A 20123-nucleotide genomic window follows, 5' to 3' on the forward strand; every position below is an offset into this window, starting at 1 on the left:
TCCGGCCATGAACGCTCCCGTCCCCGTCCGGCGCGCCGCCGATTTCACCTGCGAGAAGAAGCCCGCGACCGGCTCCCGCGGCATGGTCGTCACCAACCATCCGCTCGCCTCGGCGGCCGGCGCGCAGATGCTGCTCGCCGGAGGCAACGCCATCGATGCGGCCGTCGCCTCGCTCTTCGCGCTGACCGTTGCCGAGCCGATGATGGTCGGCATCCTCGGCGGGGGGCTGAGCCATATCCGCCTCGCGGATGGCCGTCATGTCGTGATCGACAACCTCTCGACCGCGCCGGGCCATGCCACGCCCGACATGTATGACTGCCTCTCGGACGAGATCGGCAAGCAGCGCGACACCCGCGACCGCGAGAACGTGGTCGGGGCCAAGGCGGTCGCCGTTCCTGGCGCGCTCAAGGGCTGGTGCGAGGCGGTGGCACGCTTCGGCACGCTGCCACTGGCCGAGGTGCTGCAGCCGGCGATCGGGTTGGCGGAGCGCGGCTTCGTGGTCACGCCCTATCTCTCGAACTGCATCACCGACAATGCCGCCGACCTTGCCCGCGATCCAGGGCTGGCGGCGATGCTGCTGCCGGGCGGCCGGCCGCTCCAGCCGGGCATGCGGCTCGTCCAGTCCGACTATGCCGCAAGCCTGAAATTGATCGCGGCCGAAGGGCCGGAGGCGCTTTATGGCGGCAAGCTCGGGCGGGCGCTGACCGACTACATGGCGAAGAATGGCGGCCTGATCGATCAGGCCGACCTCGCCAACTACCGGATCGAACTGCGCGAGCCGATCCGCGGCTCCTATCGCGGCTACGAGATCATCGGCCCGCCGCCGCCCTCCTCCTCGGGCGTGCACATCACGCAGATGCTCAACATCCTCGAAGGCTACGATATCGGCGCGCTCGGTTTCGGCTCGGCCGATGCCGTGCATCTGCTCGCCGAAGCCCTGAAGATCGCCTTCGCCGACCGCGCCGTGGCGACGGCCGATCCCGCCTTCGTCAAGGTCCCGGTCGAGAAGCTGATCGACAAGGCCTATGCGAATGAGCGCCGCGCGCTGATCGAGATGGGCCAGGCGAAGAGCTGGACGGCCGGGCTCTCGGGCGGCGAATCCGCCGACACGACCCATGTCACCGTCGCGGATGCCATGGGCAACGTCGTCAGCGCGACGCAGACGATCAACGGGCTGTTCGGCGCCTGCGTGCAGATTCCCGGCACGGGCATGATCGCCAACAACTACATGTTCAACTTCGATCCGCATCCCGGGCGTGCGCTGTCGATCGCGCCGGGCAAGCGGGTCTTCACTTCGATGGCGCCGATGATGGCGCTGAGGGACGGCCGGCTCGCCTTCGCGCTCGGCCTGCCCGGGGCGTTGCGCATCTTCCCCTCGGCGCTGCAGGCGATCGTCAATCTGATCGACCACCGGATGACGCTGCAGGAGGCGGTCGAGGCGCCGCGCGTCTGGACCGAGGGCGGCGTGCTCGAGCTCGAGGAAGCCATCCCCGAGGCGGTGGCGCAGGCGCTTCTGGCGCGCGGCCACAAGGTGGTGCGCTCGCCGCGCGTCGCCGGCGGCATGAACGCGATTGCCTTCAACCCGGACGGCACCTTGACCGGCGCCGCCTGCTGGCGCGCCGACGGCACGCCCGTCGCGATCTCCGGCGGGCTTGCCCGCGCCGGCGCGCGCTTCACCATCTGATCCGAGCTTTTTCGACTGGACCATCCCATGCCCGAGACCATCGTTCTTCTCGACATGACCACGCCCGAGCGGGCCGACCGCCTGCGCGCGTTGCTGCCTGATGGCTTCGTGCTGACCCATGGCACGGCCCGCGGCGACGAGCACATGAAGGAGATCATCGCCAACGCCGATTATGCGATTTCCGGCCAGGTCGGCGTCTCCGGCGACGTGCTGCGCGCCGCGAAGAAGCTGAAGCTGCTGCATAAATGGGGCGTCGGCTACGACAATATCGACATCGAGACCGCCAGGGAGCTCGGCATCAAGGTCGCGCGCACGACCGGCTCGAATGCGGTCGCCGTTTCCGAATTCGCGCTCGGGCTGACGATCTCGACCTTGCGCCACATCGCCTATGGCAATGCCGAAATGAAGAAGGGCCATTGGCGCACGGGCCAGTTGCCGTCGGATACCTATACGCTCTCCGGCAAGACCGTCGGCATCGTCGGCTTCGGGGCGATCGGCAAGAATGTCGCGAAGCTGCTGAAGGGCTTCGGCTGCACCATCCTCTACAGCAAGCGCACGCCGCTCGATGCCGCCGAGGAAGCGGCTCTGGGCGTCAAGCATGCCTCGATGGAGGAGATCCTGACCCTGGCCGACGTCGTCTCGCTGCATTGCCCGCTGACGCCAGAGACCAAGGACCTGATCGACCTCGCGGCGTTGAAAAAGATGAAGAAGACGGCGGTTCTGATTAATGTCGCGCGCGGCGGCGTCGTCAACGAGGCCGATCTCGTCACGGCGCTCCGGGCGAAGGAGATCGCGGGCGCGGCGATGGATGTCTACGAGATCGAGCCGCTCCCGGCCGAGAGCGAGCTCCTGACCCTCGACAATCTCGTGACCACGCCGCATCTCGCCGCCATGGCCGCCGACAATTTCGCGCCGGTGGTGAAACGCATGTTCGCAAACATGCAGCACGTCTCGCGTGGGGAGCCGGTGCCGCCGCTCGATCTGGTGGTGTGACGCCTGCTCGTCATTGCGAGGAGCGTTAGCTCCGAAGCAATCCAGAGGCGGCAGTGCTCTACGCCCCCTGGAGTGCTTCGCTGCGCTCGGAATGACGACGGGGATTCAGTGCAGCCCGCCGACGCCGACATAGCGTTCGAGCGTTTCGGCATCGGCGCGCAGCGCGTCGGGCTTGCCTGACCAGACGATCCGCCCGCGCTCGAGGATGACGACCTCCTCGGCGAAATCGAGCGCACTCTCGAGGCGCTGCTCGACGAAGAGGATCGTCATCGCGCCGCTTCCCGCGAGCCGGGTGAAGGCCTCCATCAGCATGTCGCAGATGACGGGGGCGAGGCCCTCCAATGGCTCGTCGAGCAGCAGCACGGAAGGCTGGCCGAGGATGGTGCGCGCCGTCGCCAGCATCTGCTGCTCGCCGCCCGAGAGCTGCGAGCCGAGGTTGCGGCGGCGCTCGCGCAGGCGCGGGAACAGCGCATAGGCCTCCTCGATCGCGCTGCGCGGCCGGCCCTTCAGCCCGGCGAAGAGATTCTCCTCGACCGTCAGCCCCTTGAAGATCTCGCGGGTCTGCGGGACGAGGCCGATGCCGCTGCGGGCGCGGGCGGCGGTGCCGAGCGCGGTGATGTCGGTGCCCCCCACGGCGATGCTGCCGGCATAGCGGCGGGTCAGCCCCATCAGGCTCGCCATCAGCGTGGTCTTGCCCATGCCGTTGCGGCCGAGGATGGAGAGGCGCCCGCCCGCCGGCACGGAGAAGGAGACGTCCTCCAGCACATGGGTCTGGCCGTAGCCGGCGCTCAGATTGCGGACGTCGAGCTCAGCTGCCGGCATGGGCGTAGCTCCCGAGATAGGCTTCGCGGACCTTGGCGTCCCTGGCGACCTCGGCCGGCAGCCCCTGGAAGATCAGCTCGCCCGCGGCCAGCACCACGACGCGTTTGGCGAAACGGAAGACCAGGTCCATGTCGTGCTCGATCATCAGCACGGCGAGCGAGGGCGGCAGCTGTGCCAGCGCCTCCTCGATGCGCGGCGTGTCGGCGGACGGCACGCCGGCCGCCGGCTCGTCGAGCAGCAGCACCTTTGGCCGCTGCGCCAGCGCGATCGCGATTTCCAGCAGGCGCTGCTGGCCATAGGCGATGGTCGCGACCTTGCGACTGGAGACCTCGGTCAGGCCCAGCGTGGCGAGGATCTCTGCCGCCTCGTCGCGGGCTGCGGAGTCGCCGTGAAAGCGGGCGAAGATGCGCGTCGCCCGCCCGTGCCGCTGCAGGATCGTCATCACCACATGCTCTTCCGGCGTCATGTCCGGGAACAGCCGCGTGACCTGGAAGGTGCGGACGAGGCCGCGCCGCACGCGCTGGACGGCACCGAGCGCCGTGATGTCCTCGCCGCCGAGGCGCACCTGGCCGGCGCTCGGCCGGATCCGGCCGGTGACGAGATTGACGAAGGTGGTCTTGCCGGCACCGTTGGGGCCGATCAGGGCGAGGCGCTCGCCCTCCGCCAGCGCCAGCGAGATATCGCGGCTGACCTGGAGACCGCCGAACTCCTTCGAGAGGTTCGAAACCTCGAACAGCGTGCTCATCGTCCGGCCCTCCAGCGGCTGCGGGTGAGCAGGCGCGCGGCCTCGTCCAGCGTGCCGGAGAGCCCGCGCGGGGCGAAGAGCACGATGGCGATCAGCACGGCGCCGACCAGCGTCATCCAGTGGAAGGGGTTGATCGCGGCGACGACATGCTCGAGCGCCATGAAGATCACGGTGCCGATCAGCGCGCCGTAGAGATGGCCGATGCCGCCGAGCACGAGCATGACGAGAGCATTAGCCGAAATCTCGAAACTCACGCTGTCGAGCCCGACGACCTGCGTCGCGATGGCCGCAAGCGCCCCGCCCATGCCGGCGACCGCACCGGAGATCGCGAACATCTTGAGCAGCACCGGGAAGGCGCGGATGCCGAGCGCGCTGATCCGCAGCGGATCCTCCTTGAGGCCACGGCAGACCATGCCGAAGGGCGAACGCACGATGAAGCGTAGCGCTGCGAAGACGAGGATGAGCAAGGCGAGGCCGAAGAAATAGGCGCTGCGGCCCCAGAGATCGAATTCGAAGACGCCGAAGAGCGGGGCGGGGACCATGCCGGAGAGGCCGTCGCTGCCGCCGGTGATCGAGGAGGCCTTGTTCGCGGCCTCGTGCAGGAGCTGGACGATGGCGATCGAGAGCACGAGCTGCGGCAGGCCATGGGCGCGCAGCATCACCGCTCCCATAAGCAGGCCCATGACGGCGCCTGCGGCCGCGCCGATCAGGATGAGCAGGAAGGGCTCGGTGACGCCATGCAGGCAGGCGATGCCGGCGGCATAGGCGCCGGTGCCGTAGAGCGCCCCCTGGCCGAGCGAGGCGATGCCGCAATAGCCGACGATCAGGTCGAGCGAGAGCACGAGCAGCGCCACCGAGACGACGCGGGTGAGGAAGGCGAGGTTGTCCGGAAACAGCGCATAGCCGGCAAGGCCGGCGAGCGCGATCAGCGCGAGGCCGAGCAGGTCCTGGCCGAGTGTGCGCAGCCGGGGCGCCGTGTCGTGCGGGAGCGTTGCGCCGGTCATGCTACTGCGCCCGCCCCATCAACCCGCGCGGGAAGATGCAGACCACCAGGATCACCGCGAGATAGAAGAAGAAATTGCCGAAATCCGGCACGAGATAGCGCCCGGTGACATCGATGGCGCCGAGCAGGAGGCAGGCGGCGAGCGCGCCCGGGATCGAGCCGGCGCCGCCGACCGAGACGACGACCAGGAAGGTCACCATATAGCGCAGGGCGTAATAGGGCTCGATCGGCAGGAATTCGGCGCCGACCACGCCGCCGAAGGCGGCGAGCCCGATCGCAAGCGCGAAGCTCGCCGCATAGATGATCTCGGTGCGCACGCCGAGTGCACGGGCCATCGGCGCATTCTCGACGGCGGCGCGCAGATGGATGCCGAAACCGGTGCGCTCGATCAGGAACCAGAGGCCGCCGGCGACGACGAGGCCGCTCGCGATCACGAAGAGCCGGTGGCCGGCGATGCCGCGGAAGCCGAGATCGACGGAGCGGGCGAGCTCGGCCGGCAGGGGAATCGTCTTCAGCGTCGGGCCGAAGAAGTAGTTGGTGATGCCGATGACGCAGAAGGTGATGCCGATCGTCATCAGCACCTGGGAAAGCTCGCTGCGGTCGTAGATGCGGCGATAGAGCAGGCGCTCCAGCGGGATCGCGATCAGCACCGTGCCGAGCATGGCGAGCAGGATGGCGAAGCCGTAGCCGAGGCCGAGGTCGCGCGCCGCCCAGGAGGCGATGTAGCCGCCGATCATCGCGAAGGCGCCATGGGCGAGGTTGACCACGCGCATCAGGCCCATGGTCAGCGACAGGCCGATGCAGATGATGAACAGCGCCATGCCATAGGCGAGGGCGTCCATGGCGATGCTCAGCGCGGTCTGCATATTGCGGGCCTCGTTGCTGCCTGGCGTGGCGCATGCGGGAAAGCTGCCGTCATGCTCGGGCTTGACCCGAGCATCTCATGGCACGGAAGCTTCGGAGCCTCTTTCGACAAGAGATTCTCGGGTCTGCGCTACGCTTCGCCCGAGAATGACGGCTGCTCCAAATGGAAGGCGACCTTACTTCGTTAGGCCGGAATCCTTCTGGTCCGGCACGCTGGCGATCTCCTTGTTGATCCAGCGGCCCTGCGCGTCCTTGGCGACCTCGCGCAGATAGATCGTCTGGGTGATGTGGCGAGTCTCCGGGTCGATCTTGACCGGCCCGCGCGGGCTTTCCCAGGCGAGGCCCTTCACTGCCTCGACCGCCTTCTCCGCATCCTGCTTGCCGCCGGTCGCGGCGATCATCTTCGCGATCACGAACATGCCGTCATAGGCGCCCACCGCCGGGAAGGAGAGCAGGTCCGGCGCGCCGATGGCCTTGTCGGCGGCCGCGACGAAACGCTTGTTGATCTCGGAATCATGCGAGACCGCATAGTGGAACGAGGTGATCAGGCCGTCCGCCGCCTCGCCCAGCGCCGGCAGGTCCGATTCCTGCGTGAGGTCGCCCGGCGCGAAGAGCTTGACGCCCGCCTTCTTCAGGCCGGTGTCGCTGAACGCCTTGACGAAGCCGAGCGTCGGCGGGCCCGAGGGCAGGAAGGCGAAGACACCCTCGGCCCCGGCATCGCGGACGCGCTGCATGATCGGGCTGAATTCGGTGGTGTTGAGCGGCATGCGGATCGACTCGACGACTTCGCCGCCGGCGGCCGTGATGGCCTTCTTGAAGGCGGCTTCGGCATCGACGCCGGGGCCGTAGTCGGTGACGACCGAAACGAACTTCTTCACGCCGCGCTCGACCGCCGCCTTGCCGAGGGGGGTCGTGGTCTGAGAGAGGGTGAAGGAGGTCCGCACCGCCAGCGGCGAGGAGGTCATGATCGCCGAGGTGGCGGCGTTGAAGATCACCAGCGGCACGTTGCCCTGCTTCAGAAGCGGGGTGATCGCCATCGCGTCGGGGGTGAAATAGACGCCGCCGAGATACTGGACCTTGTCGCGGACGATCAGCTCCTGAGCCAGCGCGCGCGCCTGCTGCGGGTTGGCGGTCGGCAGGTCGCGGTAGACCAGCTCGATGTCGTGGCCGGCGACGGTCTTGCCGTTCTGCGCCAGCCAGGCTTCGGCGCCGGCCTGGAAGTTCTTGCCCTGCAGGGCGAAGGGACCGGAGAAGGGCCCGATGATGCCGACCTTGATCGTGTCGGCGAAGGCGCTGCCGCCGAGGCCGCAGACGCCTGCGAGGGCGAGGGCGCCGGCCCGCACGAACCGGCCGAAGGATGTCTTCTTCATCGTTCTCTACCTCCCGATATCGTTTCCCGTCGCGGCCGCGCTTCCGGCGCGGTGCGATGTTCTGGCCGGTCCGGCCGGGGCGCCGCAAGGCGGCGTCCGGCTCTTGTTGTCACCAACGCAATTTTTCGCCTCAGGGCAATGCCCTGGGGCTCCTAATAGGGCAAGCCGACATAGTTCTCGGCGACCACCGTGCTGGCCGCCCGCGATTGCAGCAGATAGGCGAATTCCGCCTCCTGGATGCGGAGGTCGAAGCCGTCGCGCTCCGGGAAGCGGTGCAGCAGATTGGTCATCCACCAGGAGAAGCGCTCCGCCTTCCAGACGCGGGCGAGTGCCCGGGCCGAATAGGCGTCGAGGCCGGCATCGGAGCGGTCGTGATAGTGCTCGCGCAGGGCATCGAAGAGATAGCGCACGTCGCTCGCGGCGAGATTGAGCCCCTTGGCTCCGGTCGGCGGCACGATATGGGCGGCGTCGCCGGCGAGGAACAGGTGGCCGAAGCGCATTGGTTCGGCCACGAAGCTGCGCAGCGGGGCGATGCTCTTCTCCAGTGACGGCCCGGTCGCGACCGCATCGGCGACCTCGCCGGGCAGGCGCCGGCGCAACTCGTCGAAGAAGGCCTCGTCCGACCAGTCCTCGGCCCGTTCCTCCAGCGGCACCTGGACATAATAGCGGCTGCGCTCGGCCGAGCGCATTGAGCACAGCGCGAAGCCGCGCTCATGATGGGCATAGACCAGCTCATGTGCGGCGGGCGGTCGGTCGACCAGCAGGCCGAGCCAGCCGAAGGGATAGAACCGCTCGAAGCTCTGCAGGGCGGCCGGCGGGACGGAGCGGCGCGACACCCCGTGATAGCCGTCGCAGCCGGCGATGAAGTCGCAGCGCAGCTCCCGCGCCTGCCCCTCCGCCCGGAAGGTCACGCGCGGGGAGGCGCCGTCGATGTCGTGCAGCGCCACATCCTCCGCCTCGTAGATGGTGGGACGACCGAGTTCATGGCGGGCCTCGATGAGGTCGCGCGTCACCTCGGTCTGGCCATAGACGGTGACCGTCCTGCCGCCGCTGAGCTCCTTGAGGTCGAGGCGGTGGAGCACGCCGTGATAGGCCAGCGCGAAGCCGTCATGGACCAGGCCCTCGCGATCGAGCCGCTCGCCGACGCCGGCTTCGTGCAGGAGATCGACCATGCCCTGCTCGAGCACGCCGGCGCGGATGCGCGACAGGACGTAGTCGGCGCTGCGCCGTTCGATAATGACGTTGTCGATGCCGGCGCGCGACAGCAGCTGCCCGAGCAGCAGCCCGGCCGGCCCGGCGCCGATGATGGCGACCTGCGTTCGCATTGTCGTTGACCTCCCACGGAACGTCGATTTGTACCGTTCGATCCGCGGTGAGAATCTAAGCCTTGATCTACCCTGGAAGGAATGGAAGATTCGTTCAATGTCTTGGACAGATCGATCCTGAGGAGGCTATGTCCGGAAGCTCCGTCCCAGCCTATTGGCTCTATGGCGAGCGTCTGGCCGAGCGCTTCCCCGATGCGCTGCATATCGAGCCGATCGTGGCGCGCAGTTCCCTGCATGGCTGGACGATCCAGCCACATCTGCATCATGACCTGTTCCAGTTCTTCCTGGTCACCCGGGGGGGAGGGCGGACACGGGTCGACGGCCGCGACCATCGCCTCGAACCGGGATCGGTGCTGCTGCTGCCGCCTTCGACCATCCACGAATTCGCCTTTCTGGAAGGAACCGACGGCTTCGTGGCCAGCGCCGCGGCGACCTCGCTGAAGCGGCTGTTCGGTGCCGAGCCGGAGGCGCGGTCGTTCCTCGGGGTGCCGGCGGTGCTGCAGATGACGGCGACGGGCGCGGAAGCGGCAGCGCTGGAGGCGACGATGCGGCTGGCGATGCGCGAGTTCGGGGCGAACCTGCCGGGCCGCGAATTCTCGCTGGGCGCCTTCGCCGACCTGATCGCGTCCTGGTTCGTGCGGGCGGTGCGCGGCGTGCGGACCGGCGTGGAGCCGGCGCGGGATCCGCGCGCCGGCCTCGTCCGCCGCTTCGTCGAGCGGGTCGAGGCGCGCTTCCAGCATCATGACCCGCTCGCGGTCTATGCCGGAGCGCTGGGCGTTTCGGTGCCGCATCTGTCGCGCAGCTGCCGGGAACTGCTCGGCCATTCGGCGGCGCGGGTGATCCAGGACAGGCTGATGATCGAAGCCAGGCGGGACCTGGTCTACACGGCGATGTCGATCGCGCAGATCTCGTTCCGGCTGGGCTTCACCGATCCGGCCTATTTCTCGCGCTTCTTCGCCAAGCGCGCAGGGGTGTCGCCGTCGGACTATCGGGCGAAGGCCTGACGGCTCAGCCGGCGGCGTCGATCTCCTTCATCACCGCGGCGGCCTCGGCAAAGCCGGTGTTGCCGGCCGGCACGCCGGCATAGATCGCCGTCTGCATCAGCAGTTCCTTGAGCTCGTCGCGGGTGAAGCCGCCGCTCGTCAGCCCGGCGCGGACATGCAGGCGGAATTCCTCCCAGCGGCCGAGGCTCGCGGTGATGGCGAGCACGATCAGGCGCCGCGTGCGGTCGTCCAGCCCGGGGCGGCTCCAGATCTCCTGCCAGGCGACGCGGGTGATCATCGCCTGGAACTCGGCGTTGAATGGCGTGCGGTTGGCGAGCGAGCGATCCACCCAGGCGTCGCCGAGGACGCGGCGGCGGTTGCCCAGACCGGCCTCGAACAGGGTCTCGGCTGCGGCGGCGACGTCCGGGCCGGGCTGCAGGAAGGCGCGCAGGGCGCCGGCCAGGGCGGCGGGCGCCTCGAGCGGGGCGAGATGGCCGCAGTCGAGCCGGTCCAGCTTCGCCGCAGGGATGGCGGCGAGGAGGTTCTCGCCATGGCCGGCGAAGGGAGTGGAGGCGTCGCGCTCGCCGACGACGACCAGCACCGGGCAGGCGAGGGCGGGTAGCTGGCCGATCAGGTCCATGTCGCGGATCGCGGCTCCGGCCCCGGCATAGCCTTCGCTGTTCATGGCGACGAGACTGCGCCGCACGCTTTCGGCCACAGCCGGCTGGCCCGCGGCGAAGGCCGGCGAAAGGAAGCGCTGCATGGCGAGGTCGGCGATTGCCGCCGTCCCGCCGGTGCGGACCTTGGCGATGCGCTCCTGCCAGGCGGCCTTGTCCATGGTCGCTGAGGTGCAGATCAATGCGAGGGCCGAGACGCGCTCCGGCCGGGACAAGGCCAATTCCATCGCGATCATGCCGCCGAGCGAGACGCCGGCCACGGCCGCGCGGTCGATGCCGGCGGCATCCATGGCGGCGGAGACGTCGTCCGCCAGCATGGCGAGGCTGTAGTCGCCAGCCGGCGCGTCGGAGGCGCCGTGGCCGCGGGTGTCGAGCCTGAGCACGCGGAAGGAGGCGAGCAGGGCGGGCAGGACTGCGTCCCAGAGCGAGAGGTCCGTGCCGATCGAATTCAGCAGCACGAGCGCCGGCTTGCCGTCGGCGCCTTCGAGCTTCCAATAGATCCGGGCGCCGCTGCTCGCTGCGAAAGGCATTGTCCGTTCCTCAATCTTGCCGCGCGAGCAGTGCGGCGACCAGCGCCGGGCTCTCGCCGATGTCGCTTCCGAGGCCCGCCGCCGCCAGGTTGCGGGCGATGGCGGCTTCGTCGATCTCCAGCCCTTCCGCCACCGTCGCCATGGCCTCGGCCGCGCCGCCTGCGAGCAAGAAGAGCTCGGCGAGCGCCGGGCCCTCTGCCTGCCAGCCACCGAGGCCGCGCTCCTGCTCGGCGGGCAGGCCGGCGAGGATGCCGGCGACGAGGCCGGGCGCCCGCAGGGCGGCGGACAGCGCGATCTGGCAGCCGGTGGGGTTGCGCTTATGTGCCATGGCCGAGGAGCCGCCGCGGCCGGGGATCGCTGGCTCGCGCGCTTCGCCGATGCCGTTCTGTGCCAGGAGCGAGACGTCGCGCGCCATTTTGCCGAGCGCGCCGATCGCGATGGCGAGAGCCGCCGCGATGCCGGCGATGCCGCCGCGGCGGGCGTGCCAGGGCGGTGCGTCCGGCAGGTCGAGCGCGGCGGCGAGGCGGGCCGAGACGGCGGCGCCCTTGCCATCGAGGCCGGCGCGGCTGCCGGCTGCTCCGCCGAATTGCAGGGTGGCGCCGGTCTCGACCTCGTGCCGCAGGCGTTCGGCGGCTTCGACGATGCCGGCCTGCCATTGCGCGAGGCGCAGGCCGAGGCCGATCGGCAGCGCATCCTGCAGCAAGGTGCGGCCGATAGCGGGTGTCGCGGCATGGCGCTGCGCCAAGGCGGCCAGCGCCGTCGCCGTACGGGCAAGATCGCTGTCGAGCAGGGCGCTCGCGGCGCGAATCTGGCAGGCCAGCACCGAATCCGCGACATCCTGGCTGGTCGCCCCCTTGTGCAGGACGGCGGCGGCAGCTTTCGGCAAGGCGGCGCGCAGCCGCGCCACCAGAGGGATGGCGAGGGTGCCCGCCAGCGTCGTCTCCTCCGCCAGCGCGGCGGGGTCGATCACGATCCTGGCGCAGAGCGCCGCGATCGCCTCGGCCGACTCGGGCCCGATCAGTCCTTCGGCCGCTTCGGCGCGGGCGAGCTCCGCCTCGAAGGCGAGCGCATGGCGCAGCGTGGCCGCGTCGGAGAACGCGGCCAGCATCGCCTGGGTTGTCGCCGGCCGCGAGCGGAGGAGCCCGCTCACGCGGCCTTGGCGAGGCTCGGCGCGACCGTGAAGGGTGCCGCCGTCTTGGCCTTGACCTCGTCGAGGCTGACGCCGGGGGCGAGCTCGATCAGGGTGAGCCCGCCGCCCTTCTCCTTGTCGCAGCTCATGACACAGAGATCGGTGATGATGAGATCGACCACGCCGGCGCCGGTCAGCGGCAGCGAGCAGCGCTCCAGCACCTTGGATTCGCCCGCCTTGTTGGCGTGATCCATCACGACGATGACCTTCTTGACGCCGGCGACGAGGTCCATCGCGCCGCCCATGCCCTTCACCATCTTGCCGGGAATGGTCCAGTTGGCGATGTCGCCATTGGCCGCCACCTCCATGGCACCGAGGATGGTGAGATCGATATGGCCGCCGCGGATCATCGCGAAGCTATCGGCCGAGGAGAAGAAGCTCGAGCTCGGCAGGATGGTGATGGTCTGCTTGCCGGCATTGATCAGGTCGGGATCGGCTTCGCCCTCATAGGGAAAGGGACCGATGCCGAGCAGGCCGTTCTCCGACTGCAGGGTGACGTCGACGCCATCGGGAATATAGTTCGCCACCAGCGTGGGAATGCCGATGCCGAGATTGACGTAGAAGCCGTCCTTCAATTCCTTGGCGGCGCGGGCAGCCACCTCTTCGCGGGTCCAGGCCATCAGGCTGCCTCCCTCTTGCGCTCGGTCAGCTTCTCGATCTTCTTGTCGTTGATCGTGCTCTTGATGATGCGGTCGACATAGATGCCGGGGGTGTGGATCGCCTCCGGATCGAGCGAGCCGACCGGCACGATCTCCTCGACCTCGGCCACGGTCACCTTGCCGGCGGTCGCCATGTTCGGGTTGAAGTTCCGCGCGGTCTTTCGATAGACGAGATTGCCGGCGGTATCGGCCTTCCAGGCCTTGACGATGGCGAGGTCGGCGCGCAGCCAGGTCTCGCGGACATAGAGCTGGCCCTCGAATTCCTCGACCGGCTTGCCTTCCGCCACGACGGTGCCGACGCCGGTCCTGGTGTAGAAGGCCGGGATGCCGGCGCCGCCGGCGCGGATGCGCTCGGCCAGCGTGCCCTGCGGGTTGAGCTCGAGCTCCAGTTCGCCGGCGAGGTATTGCTGCTCGAACAGCTTGTTCTCCCCGACATAGGACGCGATCATCTTCTTGATCTGCCGGGTCTGCAGCAGCATCCACAGGCCGAAGCCGTCGGCGCCGGCATTATTCGAGATCACCGTCAGGTTCTTCACGCCGGAATCGCGGATCTGCGGAATCAGGCTCTCGGGATTGCCCGACAGGCCGAAGCCGCCCGACATGATCGTCATCCCGTCAAACAGCAGCCCCTCAAGCGCAGCCGATGGGCCGTCATAAATCTTCCGCGTCATTGCTCCTCCCAGGGCGCGGCCTCTGCCGCGACATGCGCCTTGGCGGCTCGTCCCGAACGGCGCGCTCGCGCCGCGGGCCGGCCGCCCCCGATGGTTTCGCCGGCGATCAGAATACGATCGCCGGCGAATGTCCATGGCCATCGCGGCGTCGCGGGCCCGCGCGTGGGGCGGAGCGGGCGACGGTTCAGGCGGCGGCCATGCGCTCCGGCGCGGTAATCGGGAAAACCCGGTCATAGGCGAGATTGAACAGGAAGGCGTAGACCACGTAGAAGACCACGATGGCGAGATCCATCAGCAAGGTCTGCCACAGGCTCATGCCGAGATACCAGGCGATCGGCGGCAGCAGCAGCACGAGCAGGCCGCCTTCGAAGAGCAGCACATGCAGGACGCGCGTCGCGAGGTTCTTGCGGGTATGCCCGACCAGGCGGTGCATGGCGTGGTCGAAGCCGAGATTGAAGACGAAGTTCCACAGCGTCGCCACGGTCGCCGAGCCGACGCCGACCACGCCCATATGGCTGGCCGGCAGCCCGAACAGCTGCGCGCCGCCCGGGATGACCAGCGCGAGCCCGATCGCCTCGAAAAGGAGGGCGTGGCGGACCCGATCCGGGAATGAACGCATCGACATGCTTGGTCGTCTCGCTTGAACTGATTTCGGTTTGATGGCGCGGCTTCTATCGCGATCAGCCGCTTGTTCAAGTTAGCTATCATCTGCTTTTCAGATGGATTGGATCGATCGAGAGCGGCGCCGATCAACCCGGCCGATGCCGGGGGCAGGGCTTTCGTCCAGCGAGGACCGGGATTTTCGCAGAGGGCACAGCCGGCCCGCAGTTGGGCCAGTCAAGTGGCGGCGGTTTCGCGAAGCGGGAATTTAATTACATATCCTGCATGGGCGACCTGCCATTTCTGCCGAAATCAGCCTGCTTCTGCCGTCAATATCGGCATGCGCCGGCCTGTCTTGCCAAGCTTTCGGTGTTGTGAAATATCTTTGGTAATAAAATTTCACAAACGGCCAGGATTCATGGCCTTGCCAGGGGAGACATCATGCACGTGAAAAGCTTCGACCAAGGCGCCTTGACCCGGCGCGGCCTCGCCGGGCTTGCGGCCGGCCTCGCCGCCTCGACGGTCATGGGCCCGCTTTCGGCTGCGGCGCAGGGGGCCACGAGCGCGAACCTCGCCATGGTCGGCGAGCCGCAGTCGCTCGATCCGATGGCGTCGACTGCCGACCTCGTCGGTACGATCATGCACCATGTCTACGAGTCGCTGTTCACCTTCGACGCCAACTGGGCGACGCAGCCGATGCTGGCTGCCACGCTGCCGACCGTCTCGGCCGACGGCAAGACCTACACGATCGAGCTGCGCAAGGGCGTCAAGCTCCACAATGGCCGCGATCTCGATTCCGAGGACGTCGTCGCCTCGCTGAAGCGCTGGTTCGAGATGACGCCGCGCGGCAAGGGGCTCTCCAAGAGCATTGTCAGCCTGACGGCCAAGGGGCCGACAACGGTCGAGATCGTGCTGAGCAAGGTCGAGCCGGCGCTGCTGGCGCATCTCGCTTTGCCGTCCGGCTTCGCCGCGATCATGGCGAAGGAATCGATCGCCAACCCGCTGACCGAATTCGTCGGCACCGGCCCCTACAAGTTCCGCGAGCGCAAGCCCGACCAGTTCGTCGTGCTGGTCAAGCACGATGGCTATGCCGCGCGCAGCGAGCCGGCCTCCGGCTATGCCGGCAAGCGCGAGGCGAAGATCGACGAGCTGCGCTTCATCCCGGTGCCGAACGCCAATACCCGCCTCGAAGGCGTGATCGCCGGTCAGTATCAGTTCTCCGACCAGCTGCCGGTCGAGAGCTTCAAGAAGCTGTCCGGGGCGAGCGCCGCGCGCGCCGTGCTGACCATGCCCTTCGGCTTCCCCTATTTCCCGACCAACACCAAGCAGGGGCCGATGGCCGATCTGAAGGTCCGGCAGGCCTTCCAGATGGCGCTCGACCTCGAAGAGGTGCTGATGGCCGGCTTCGGCGAGCCGAAGTTCTTCGCCAAGGCGGCCGAGCACTTCCCGAAGGGCTCGCCCTTCTTCTCGGAAGCCGGCAAGGACAAGTACAGCAAGGCCGATGCCGCCGGCGCCAAGAAGCTCCTGGCCGAGGCCAAGTATGACGGCACGCCGATCCGCATCCTGAACTCGAAGCAGTATGACTTCCATCACCGCATGGCGCTGGTCATGGCGGAGCAGATGAAGGCGGCCGGCTTCAAGGTGCAGCTCGACGTCGTCGACTGGGCGACGCTGATCCAGCGCCGCGGCGACCCGGCGCTGTGGGACATCTACATCACCCACTCCGCCTTCCTGCCCGAGCCGATGCTCTCGCCGCCACAGCTCGGCGACGGCGCTCCCGGCTGGTGGGCGAGCCCGGCCAAGGAAGCGGCGCTCGCCGCCTTCAACGCGGAGCCCGACCCGGCCAAGCGCGGCGCACTCTGGGGCAAGGTCCAGCAGGTGGTCTATGACGAGGTGCCCTATATCCGCGCCGGCAATTTCGGCGCGCTCTCCGGCACCTCGGCCAAGCTGACCGACTACGCCGCGATGCCGTGGCCGTCCTTCTGGAACGTCGGCCTGGCCAAGTAGGCCGGCCGGGGCACCTGGCCTGACAGTCGCACCGGCGCGGTCGATGCCGCGCCGGATGCATTTCCGACAAGCCCGCCTACCGCACAACGGAGCGTATCGGATGCTCGCGCATATCGGACGCCGCTTCGCCGGCCTGCTGCTCGTCCTCTTCATCGTCGCCGCGCTCGTCTTCTTCCTGACCCGGCTGGCGCCGGGCGATCCGGCGGCCCTGATGCTGGGCGACCAGGCGACGGCCGAGGACATCGCCAGGCTGCGTGCCGCCTACGGCCTCGACCAGCCCCTGCCGCTGCAGTTCGCGCTGTGGCTGAAGGAGGTCGCGAGCGGCAATCTCGGCCAGTCGATCTTCCTGCAACGGCCGGTGACGCAGGCGCTGCTGGAGCGGGCCGAGCCGACCTTCTTCCTGGCGATGTTCTCGCTGGCGATCGCCGCAGCGATCGGCATCCCCGCCGGCGTCGCCTCGGCGGTCTGGCGCGGACGCCCGGTCGACCAGACGGTCAGCGGGCTCGCCATGCTGGCGGCCAACATCCCGAGCTTCTGGCTCGGCCTGATCTTCATCCAGCTCTTTGCCGTCAAGCTCGGCTGGTTCCCGGTCGCGGGCTATGGCGCGCCGGAGGCCGGCTTCGCCGAGCGCCTGCGGCACCTGCTGCTGCCGGCCGCCGTGCTCGGCGTCGTCAATTCGGCGCTGATCACCCGCTTCACCCGCGCCAGCATGCTCGACATCCTCGACGCCGATTTCCTGCGCACGGCGCGGGCGAAGGGGCTGTCGGAGCGTCGCGTCCTGCTGGGGCATGCCTTCCGCAACGTGCTCGTCCCGGTCATCACCGTGCTCGGCCTGACGCTGGCGCTGCTGATCGGCGGCGCGATCGTCACCGAGACGGTGTTCGGGTTGCCCGGCATCGGCAATCTCGTCGTCTCGGCGGTGCTGCGGCGCGACTACCCGGTGATCCAGGGAGCGCTGCTCGCGGTCGCGGCGATCTATGTCCTGATCAACCTCCTGATCGACGTGATCTACACGCTCGTCGATCCCCGCGTGCGCTACTGAGGAGGCGGCGATGACGAACTCTCCCGTTCGCGCCTTCCTGCGCAGCCTCTTCCGCCGCAAGCTCGTGCTCGTCGCCGCGCTCGTCCTGCTCGTCGCCTTCGCGCTCGCGCTGTTCGCGCCGTGGCTCTCGCCCTTCGATCCCGGCGCCATGCGGGTGGTGCGGCGCCTGCGCCCGCCGAACGAACTCAACTGGTTCGGTACCGACGAGCTCGGCCGCGACATCTTCTCCCGCATCATCTGGGGCGCGCGCGCCTCGCTGGGCATCGGCTTCGCCGTGGTGCTGATCTCGGTCGGTACCGGCGCTGCGCTCGGCCTCGTCGCCGGCTACTTCAAGCGCCTGGACGCGGCGATCATGCGGCTGGTGGATGCGCTGATGGCGCTGCCCGACATCCTGCTCGCGATCTTCCTGGTGGCGGTACTCGGGGCCTCCGCCGGCAACGTCATCCTGGCGCTCTCGATCGTCTACACGCCGCGCGTCGTGCGCGTCATCCGCGCCTCGACGCTGGTCGTGCGCGAACTGCCTTTCGTCGAGGCGGCGCGCTCGATCGGCGTCTCGACGCCGCGGATCCTCGCCGTGCATCTCCTGCCGAACATCGCCTCGCCGGTGCTGGTGCAGGCGACCTTCATCTTCGCCTATGCGGTGCTCGCGGAAGCGGGGCTTTCCTTCCTCGGCGCCGGCGTGCCGCCGGAAGTCCCGACCTGGGGCACCATGATCGCCTCGGGCCAGCAATATGCCGACGACGCCTTCTGGCTGGTCGGCTTCCCGGGGCTGGCGATCGTCTTCGTGGCCCTGTCGCTGCAGATCGTCGGTGATGGCCTGCGCGACATGCTCGATCCGCGGCTCCGGAAGGCGTTGTGAAGCCGCCTCCGGAACGGCCGGACCCATCATTCGCCCTGCGATCCGGGGCCTGCTGCCGGCGACGATTTGCCTGCGGCTGCGATTTCAGGAAAGCTGCTGCGGCATGACAAGCGGTTTCGAACCCTCCGACGCCACCGGCCGACCGGCCGGGCTGGAGGATTCGGTCGGTGCCTCCGACGTCCTGAGCGCCATCCGGTCCGGGCTCGACGGCATGTCCGAGAGCCAGCGGCGCGTCGGCCAGCTCTTCCTGGGCGACCCGGAATGGGCGGTGAAGGCGAATGTCGAGGAGATCGCGACCCGCGCCGGCGTCAGTGCGCCGACGATCGTCCGCTTCGCCCGGGCGATCGGCTGCGAGGGGCTCAAGGACCTGAAGCTCAAGCTTGCCGGGGCGCTCGCGCTCGGCGCCCCCTTCCTGCACCGTTCGGTGCATGTCGGCGAGACTGCGGCCGAGGTGGTGCGCAATGTCACCGGCAGCATGACGACGGTGCTCGCCGACTGGCAGCGTCGCCTCGATCCGGGCGAGCTCGATCGGGCGGCGGCGGCGATCAACCGCGCACGTCGGATCGACTGCCTCGGCACCGGCGCGACCTCGCATTTCCTGGCGCAGGACCTGCAGGCCCGGCTGTTTCGCCTCGGCCTGACGGCGAACGCCTTCTCGGACGCGCATTTCCAGCTCGTCGCCGCCGCGACGCTGACCTCGGCAGACGTCCTCGTCTCGATCTCCTTCGTCGGCCGCATGCCGACGCTGCTGCGCGCGGTCGAGGTCGGCCGGGCGCGCGGCGCGACCGTGATCGCGCTGACCCAGGCGCGCACGCCCTTGGCCGAGCTCGCCCATGTCGTGCTGCCGATGGACGTGCCGCGCGACGCGACCATGCTTGTCGGTACCGATGCCTATGTCGTGCAGCTGATCGCGATCGAGGTGCTGATGATCCTGGTCGGGCTGCGGCAGGGGACCAGCCTGATCGGCCGCATGAACGACCTGCACCATGTGCTGCGTACCTATGGCATCGACCGCGAGGACCCCTCGGTGCTGCATGCGGGCTGGCGGCAGATGCTGGCCTCCGATCTCGGCCTGCCCGAGACGGGATAGGGCGGCATCGGTCGCCCCGTGGAGCCCGGTCGGCCGGAGCCGATCCGGGACAGCCCTTGCATTTGACGTGGAGCGGCTATGATGCGTCCGCCTCGACCCGGCCTGCCGGTCGCGGCCAGCCCGCGACATGGAATTGTGATGAGCCCTTCCGCCCCGGACATCGAGACGCTGACGCCGCGCCAGAGGCAGATACTCGACGTCGTGCAGGAGCTCGGCTTCACCACGCTCGAGACCTTGGCCGAACGATTCGGCGTCTCGGCCCAAACGGTCCGTCGCGAGATCATCCGGCTGCAGGCCGGCAATTTCCTGCAGCGCTTCCATGGCGGGGCGGGACTGGCCTCCGGCGGCATCCGCTCGGCCTATGCCCAGAAGCTGACGGTCTCGCCGCATGGCAAGCAGCGGATCGGCGCGGCGGTGGCGGGCATCGTGCCGCCTGGCGCCTCGGTCTTCCTCGATGTCGGCACCACCGTCGAGGCGGCTGCGCGCGCGCTCATCAACAAGCCGGGGCTGCGCGTGGTCACGGCGAGTGTCGGCGTCGCCCAGATCTTCTGCAGAAACGGCGTCTTCGACGTGGTCGTCACCGGCGGCACGACGCGCGGTGCCAATGGCTCGCTGGTGGGGCAGGCGGCGATCGCCAGCATCATGGGGTTTCGCTTCGACTACGCGATCATCGGTCTGGGCGGCTTCGACGACGACGGTGCGCCGATGGATTTCGACCTCGAGAAGATCGCTGTCCGCCAGGCTGCGATCGGCCGGTCGCGGCAGGTGCTGGCGCTCGCCGACCACAGCAAGTTCGAGCAGGTCGGGACGGCGCGGGTCGCGCCCGCGGAAACCATGAGCCTGATCGTCGTCGACGCCGAGCCCGGTCCGCGCCTGCGTGCCAGTTGGGAGCGCAGCGGAACCCGCTGGCTCGTGGCCTGAAAGCCGGTTCGCCTCCCGCCAATTCTTAGCCGGCACTCTTGCGTCCCTGATCGATTTTGATCAGGATGGAAGAAATCTTACACGAGCGC

General features: G+C 68.6%; 19 protein-coding genes. 8 read left to right on the forward strand and 11 right to left on the reverse strand.

What is annotated here, in order from left to right; translation table 11 throughout:
• The first annotated feature begins 7 nt into the window (after nt 1-7).
• Together B5Y19_RS05195 and B5Y19_RS05200 are read left to right on the forward strand one after the other, a co-directional pair.
• Nucleotides 8-1684 carry a cephalosporin acylase I gene (locus B5Y19_RS05195; protein ID WP_055728642.1) on the forward strand — a complete coding sequence of 559 codons (1677 nt, stop codon included), beginning with the start codon at nt 8-10 and terminating at the stop codon, nt 1682-1684.
• Between the two features lie 27 nt (nt 1685-1711).
• On the forward strand, nt 1712-2677 hold the full coding sequence (locus B5Y19_RS05200) for a 2-hydroxyacid dehydrogenase (RefSeq protein WP_055728643.1): 966 nt from the start codon (nt 1712-1714) through the stop codon (nt 2675-2677).
• Nucleotides 2678-2782: 105 nt separating this feature from the next.
• On the opposite strand, the gene B5Y19_RS05205 is transcribed toward B5Y19_RS05200, so the two are convergent.
• The 6 genes from B5Y19_RS05205 to pobA form a co-directional block, all read right to left on the reverse strand.
• Nucleotides 2783-3499 (reverse strand): ABC transporter ATP-binding protein, encoded by a 717-nt coding sequence (locus B5Y19_RS05205; protein ID WP_055728644.1) that lies wholly within the window; start codon nt 3497-3499, stop codon nt 2783-2785.
• Complete coding sequence (locus B5Y19_RS05210) at nt 3486-4244, reverse strand: ABC transporter ATP-binding protein (RefSeq protein ID WP_055728645.1); 759 nt, start codon at nt 4242-4244, stop codon at nt 3486-3488. The genes B5Y19_RS05205 and B5Y19_RS05210 overlap by 14 nt, the downstream gene beginning before the upstream one ends.
• The gene (locus tag B5Y19_RS05215) at nt 4241-5248 is read right to left on the reverse strand and encodes a branched-chain amino acid ABC transporter permease (protein ID WP_055728646.1); all 1008 of its coding nucleotides are present in this window, start codon (nt 5246-5248) and stop codon (nt 4241-4243) included. The genes B5Y19_RS05210 and B5Y19_RS05215 overlap by 4 nt, the downstream gene beginning before the upstream one ends.
• A 1-nt stretch (nt 5249) precedes the next feature.
• Nucleotides 5250-6113: a branched-chain amino acid ABC transporter permease gene (locus B5Y19_RS05220; RefSeq protein WP_055728647.1), complete on the reverse strand. Its 864-nt coding sequence runs from the start codon at nt 6111-6113 to the stop codon at nt 5250-5252.
• Nucleotides 6114-6287: 174 nt separating this feature from the next.
• Complete coding sequence (locus B5Y19_RS05225; RefSeq protein ID WP_079591173.1) at nt 6288-7481, reverse strand: ABC transporter substrate-binding protein; 1194 nt, start codon at nt 7479-7481, stop codon at nt 6288-6290.
• 152 nt (nt 7482-7633) lie between these two features.
• The gene (gene pobA, locus B5Y19_RS05230) at nt 7634-8806 is read right to left on the reverse strand and encodes a 4-hydroxybenzoate 3-monooxygenase (protein WP_079591174.1); all 1173 of its coding nucleotides are present in this window, start codon (nt 8804-8806) and stop codon (nt 7634-7636) included.
• A gap of 128 nt (nt 8807-8934) precedes the next feature.
• On the opposite strand from pobA, the gene B5Y19_RS05235 reads away from it, so the two are divergent.
• Nucleotides 8935-9810, forward strand: a complete 876-nt coding sequence (locus tag B5Y19_RS05235; RefSeq protein WP_055728649.1) for a helix-turn-helix domain-containing protein — start codon at nt 8935-8937, stop codon at nt 9808-9810.
• Nucleotides 9811-9814: 4 nt separating this feature from the next.
• On the opposite strand, the gene pcaDC is transcribed toward B5Y19_RS05235, so the two are convergent.
• From pcaDC to B5Y19_RS05260, 5 genes are all read right to left on the reverse strand, one after another.
• Nucleotides 9815-10996 carry a bifunctional 3-oxoadipate enol-lactonase/4-carboxymuconolactone decarboxylase PcaDC gene (pcaDC, locus tag B5Y19_RS26660; RefSeq protein ID WP_055728650.1) on the reverse strand — a complete coding sequence of 394 codons (1182 nt, stop codon included), beginning with the start codon at nt 10994-10996 and terminating at the stop codon, nt 9815-9817.
• 10 nt (nt 10997-11006) lie between these two features.
• Nucleotides 11007-12146 carry a lyase family protein gene (locus tag B5Y19_RS05245; protein WP_079591175.1) on the reverse strand — a complete coding sequence of 380 codons (1140 nt, stop codon included), beginning with the start codon at nt 12144-12146 and terminating at the stop codon, nt 11007-11009.
• Nucleotides 12143-12805 carry a 3-oxoacid CoA-transferase subunit B gene (locus B5Y19_RS05250; RefSeq protein WP_055726737.1) on the reverse strand — a complete coding sequence of 221 codons (663 nt, stop codon included), beginning with the start codon at nt 12803-12805 and terminating at the stop codon, nt 12143-12145. Before B5Y19_RS05250 ends, B5Y19_RS05245 begins: the two co-directional genes overlap by 4 nt.
• Nucleotides 12805-13515, reverse strand: a complete 711-nt coding sequence (locus tag B5Y19_RS05255) for a CoA transferase subunit A (protein ID WP_055726738.1) — start codon at nt 13513-13515, stop codon at nt 12805-12807. Before B5Y19_RS05255 ends, B5Y19_RS05250 begins: the two co-directional genes overlap by 1 nt.
• Before the next feature lie 184 nt (nt 13516-13699).
• A complete protein-coding gene (locus tag B5Y19_RS05260) occupies nt 13700-14140 on the reverse strand; it encodes a PACE efflux transporter (RefSeq protein ID WP_079591176.1) in 441 nt (146 codons plus the stop codon).
• Between the two features lie 416 nt (nt 14141-14556).
• On the opposite strand from B5Y19_RS05260, the gene B5Y19_RS05265 reads away from it, so the two are divergent.
• From B5Y19_RS05265 to B5Y19_RS05285, 5 genes are all read left to right on the forward strand, one after another.
• Nucleotides 14557-16122 carry an ABC transporter substrate-binding protein gene (locus tag B5Y19_RS05265; RefSeq protein WP_055726740.1) on the forward strand — a complete coding sequence of 522 codons (1566 nt, stop codon included), beginning with the start codon at nt 14557-14559 and terminating at the stop codon, nt 16120-16122.
• Nucleotides 16123-16222: 100 nt separating this feature from the next.
• Entirely contained in the window at nt 16223-17164 is a 942-nt protein-coding gene (locus tag B5Y19_RS05270; RefSeq protein ID WP_055726741.1) for an ABC transporter permease, read from the forward strand.
• 10 nt (nt 17165-17174) lie between these two features.
• Complete coding sequence (locus tag B5Y19_RS05275; RefSeq protein WP_055726742.1) at nt 17175-18023, forward strand: ABC transporter permease; 849 nt, start codon at nt 17175-17177, stop codon at nt 18021-18023.
• 103 nt (nt 18024-18126) lie between these two features.
• A complete protein-coding gene (locus B5Y19_RS05280) occupies nt 18127-19113 on the forward strand; it encodes a MurR/RpiR family transcriptional regulator (RefSeq protein WP_055726743.1) in 987 nt (328 codons plus the stop codon).
• 138 nt (nt 19114-19251) lie between these two features.
• Nucleotides 19252-20034, forward strand: a complete 783-nt coding sequence (locus tag B5Y19_RS05285; protein ID WP_197282392.1) for a DeoR/GlpR family DNA-binding transcription regulator — start codon at nt 19252-19254, stop codon at nt 20032-20034.
• Nucleotides 20035-20123 lie beyond the last annotated feature (89 nt).

Origin of the sequence: Allobosea thiooxidans (assembly GCF_900168195.1) — a bacterium.
Lineage (GTDB): Bacteria > Pseudomonadota > Alphaproteobacteria > Rhizobiales > Beijerinckiaceae > Allobosea > Allobosea thiooxidans.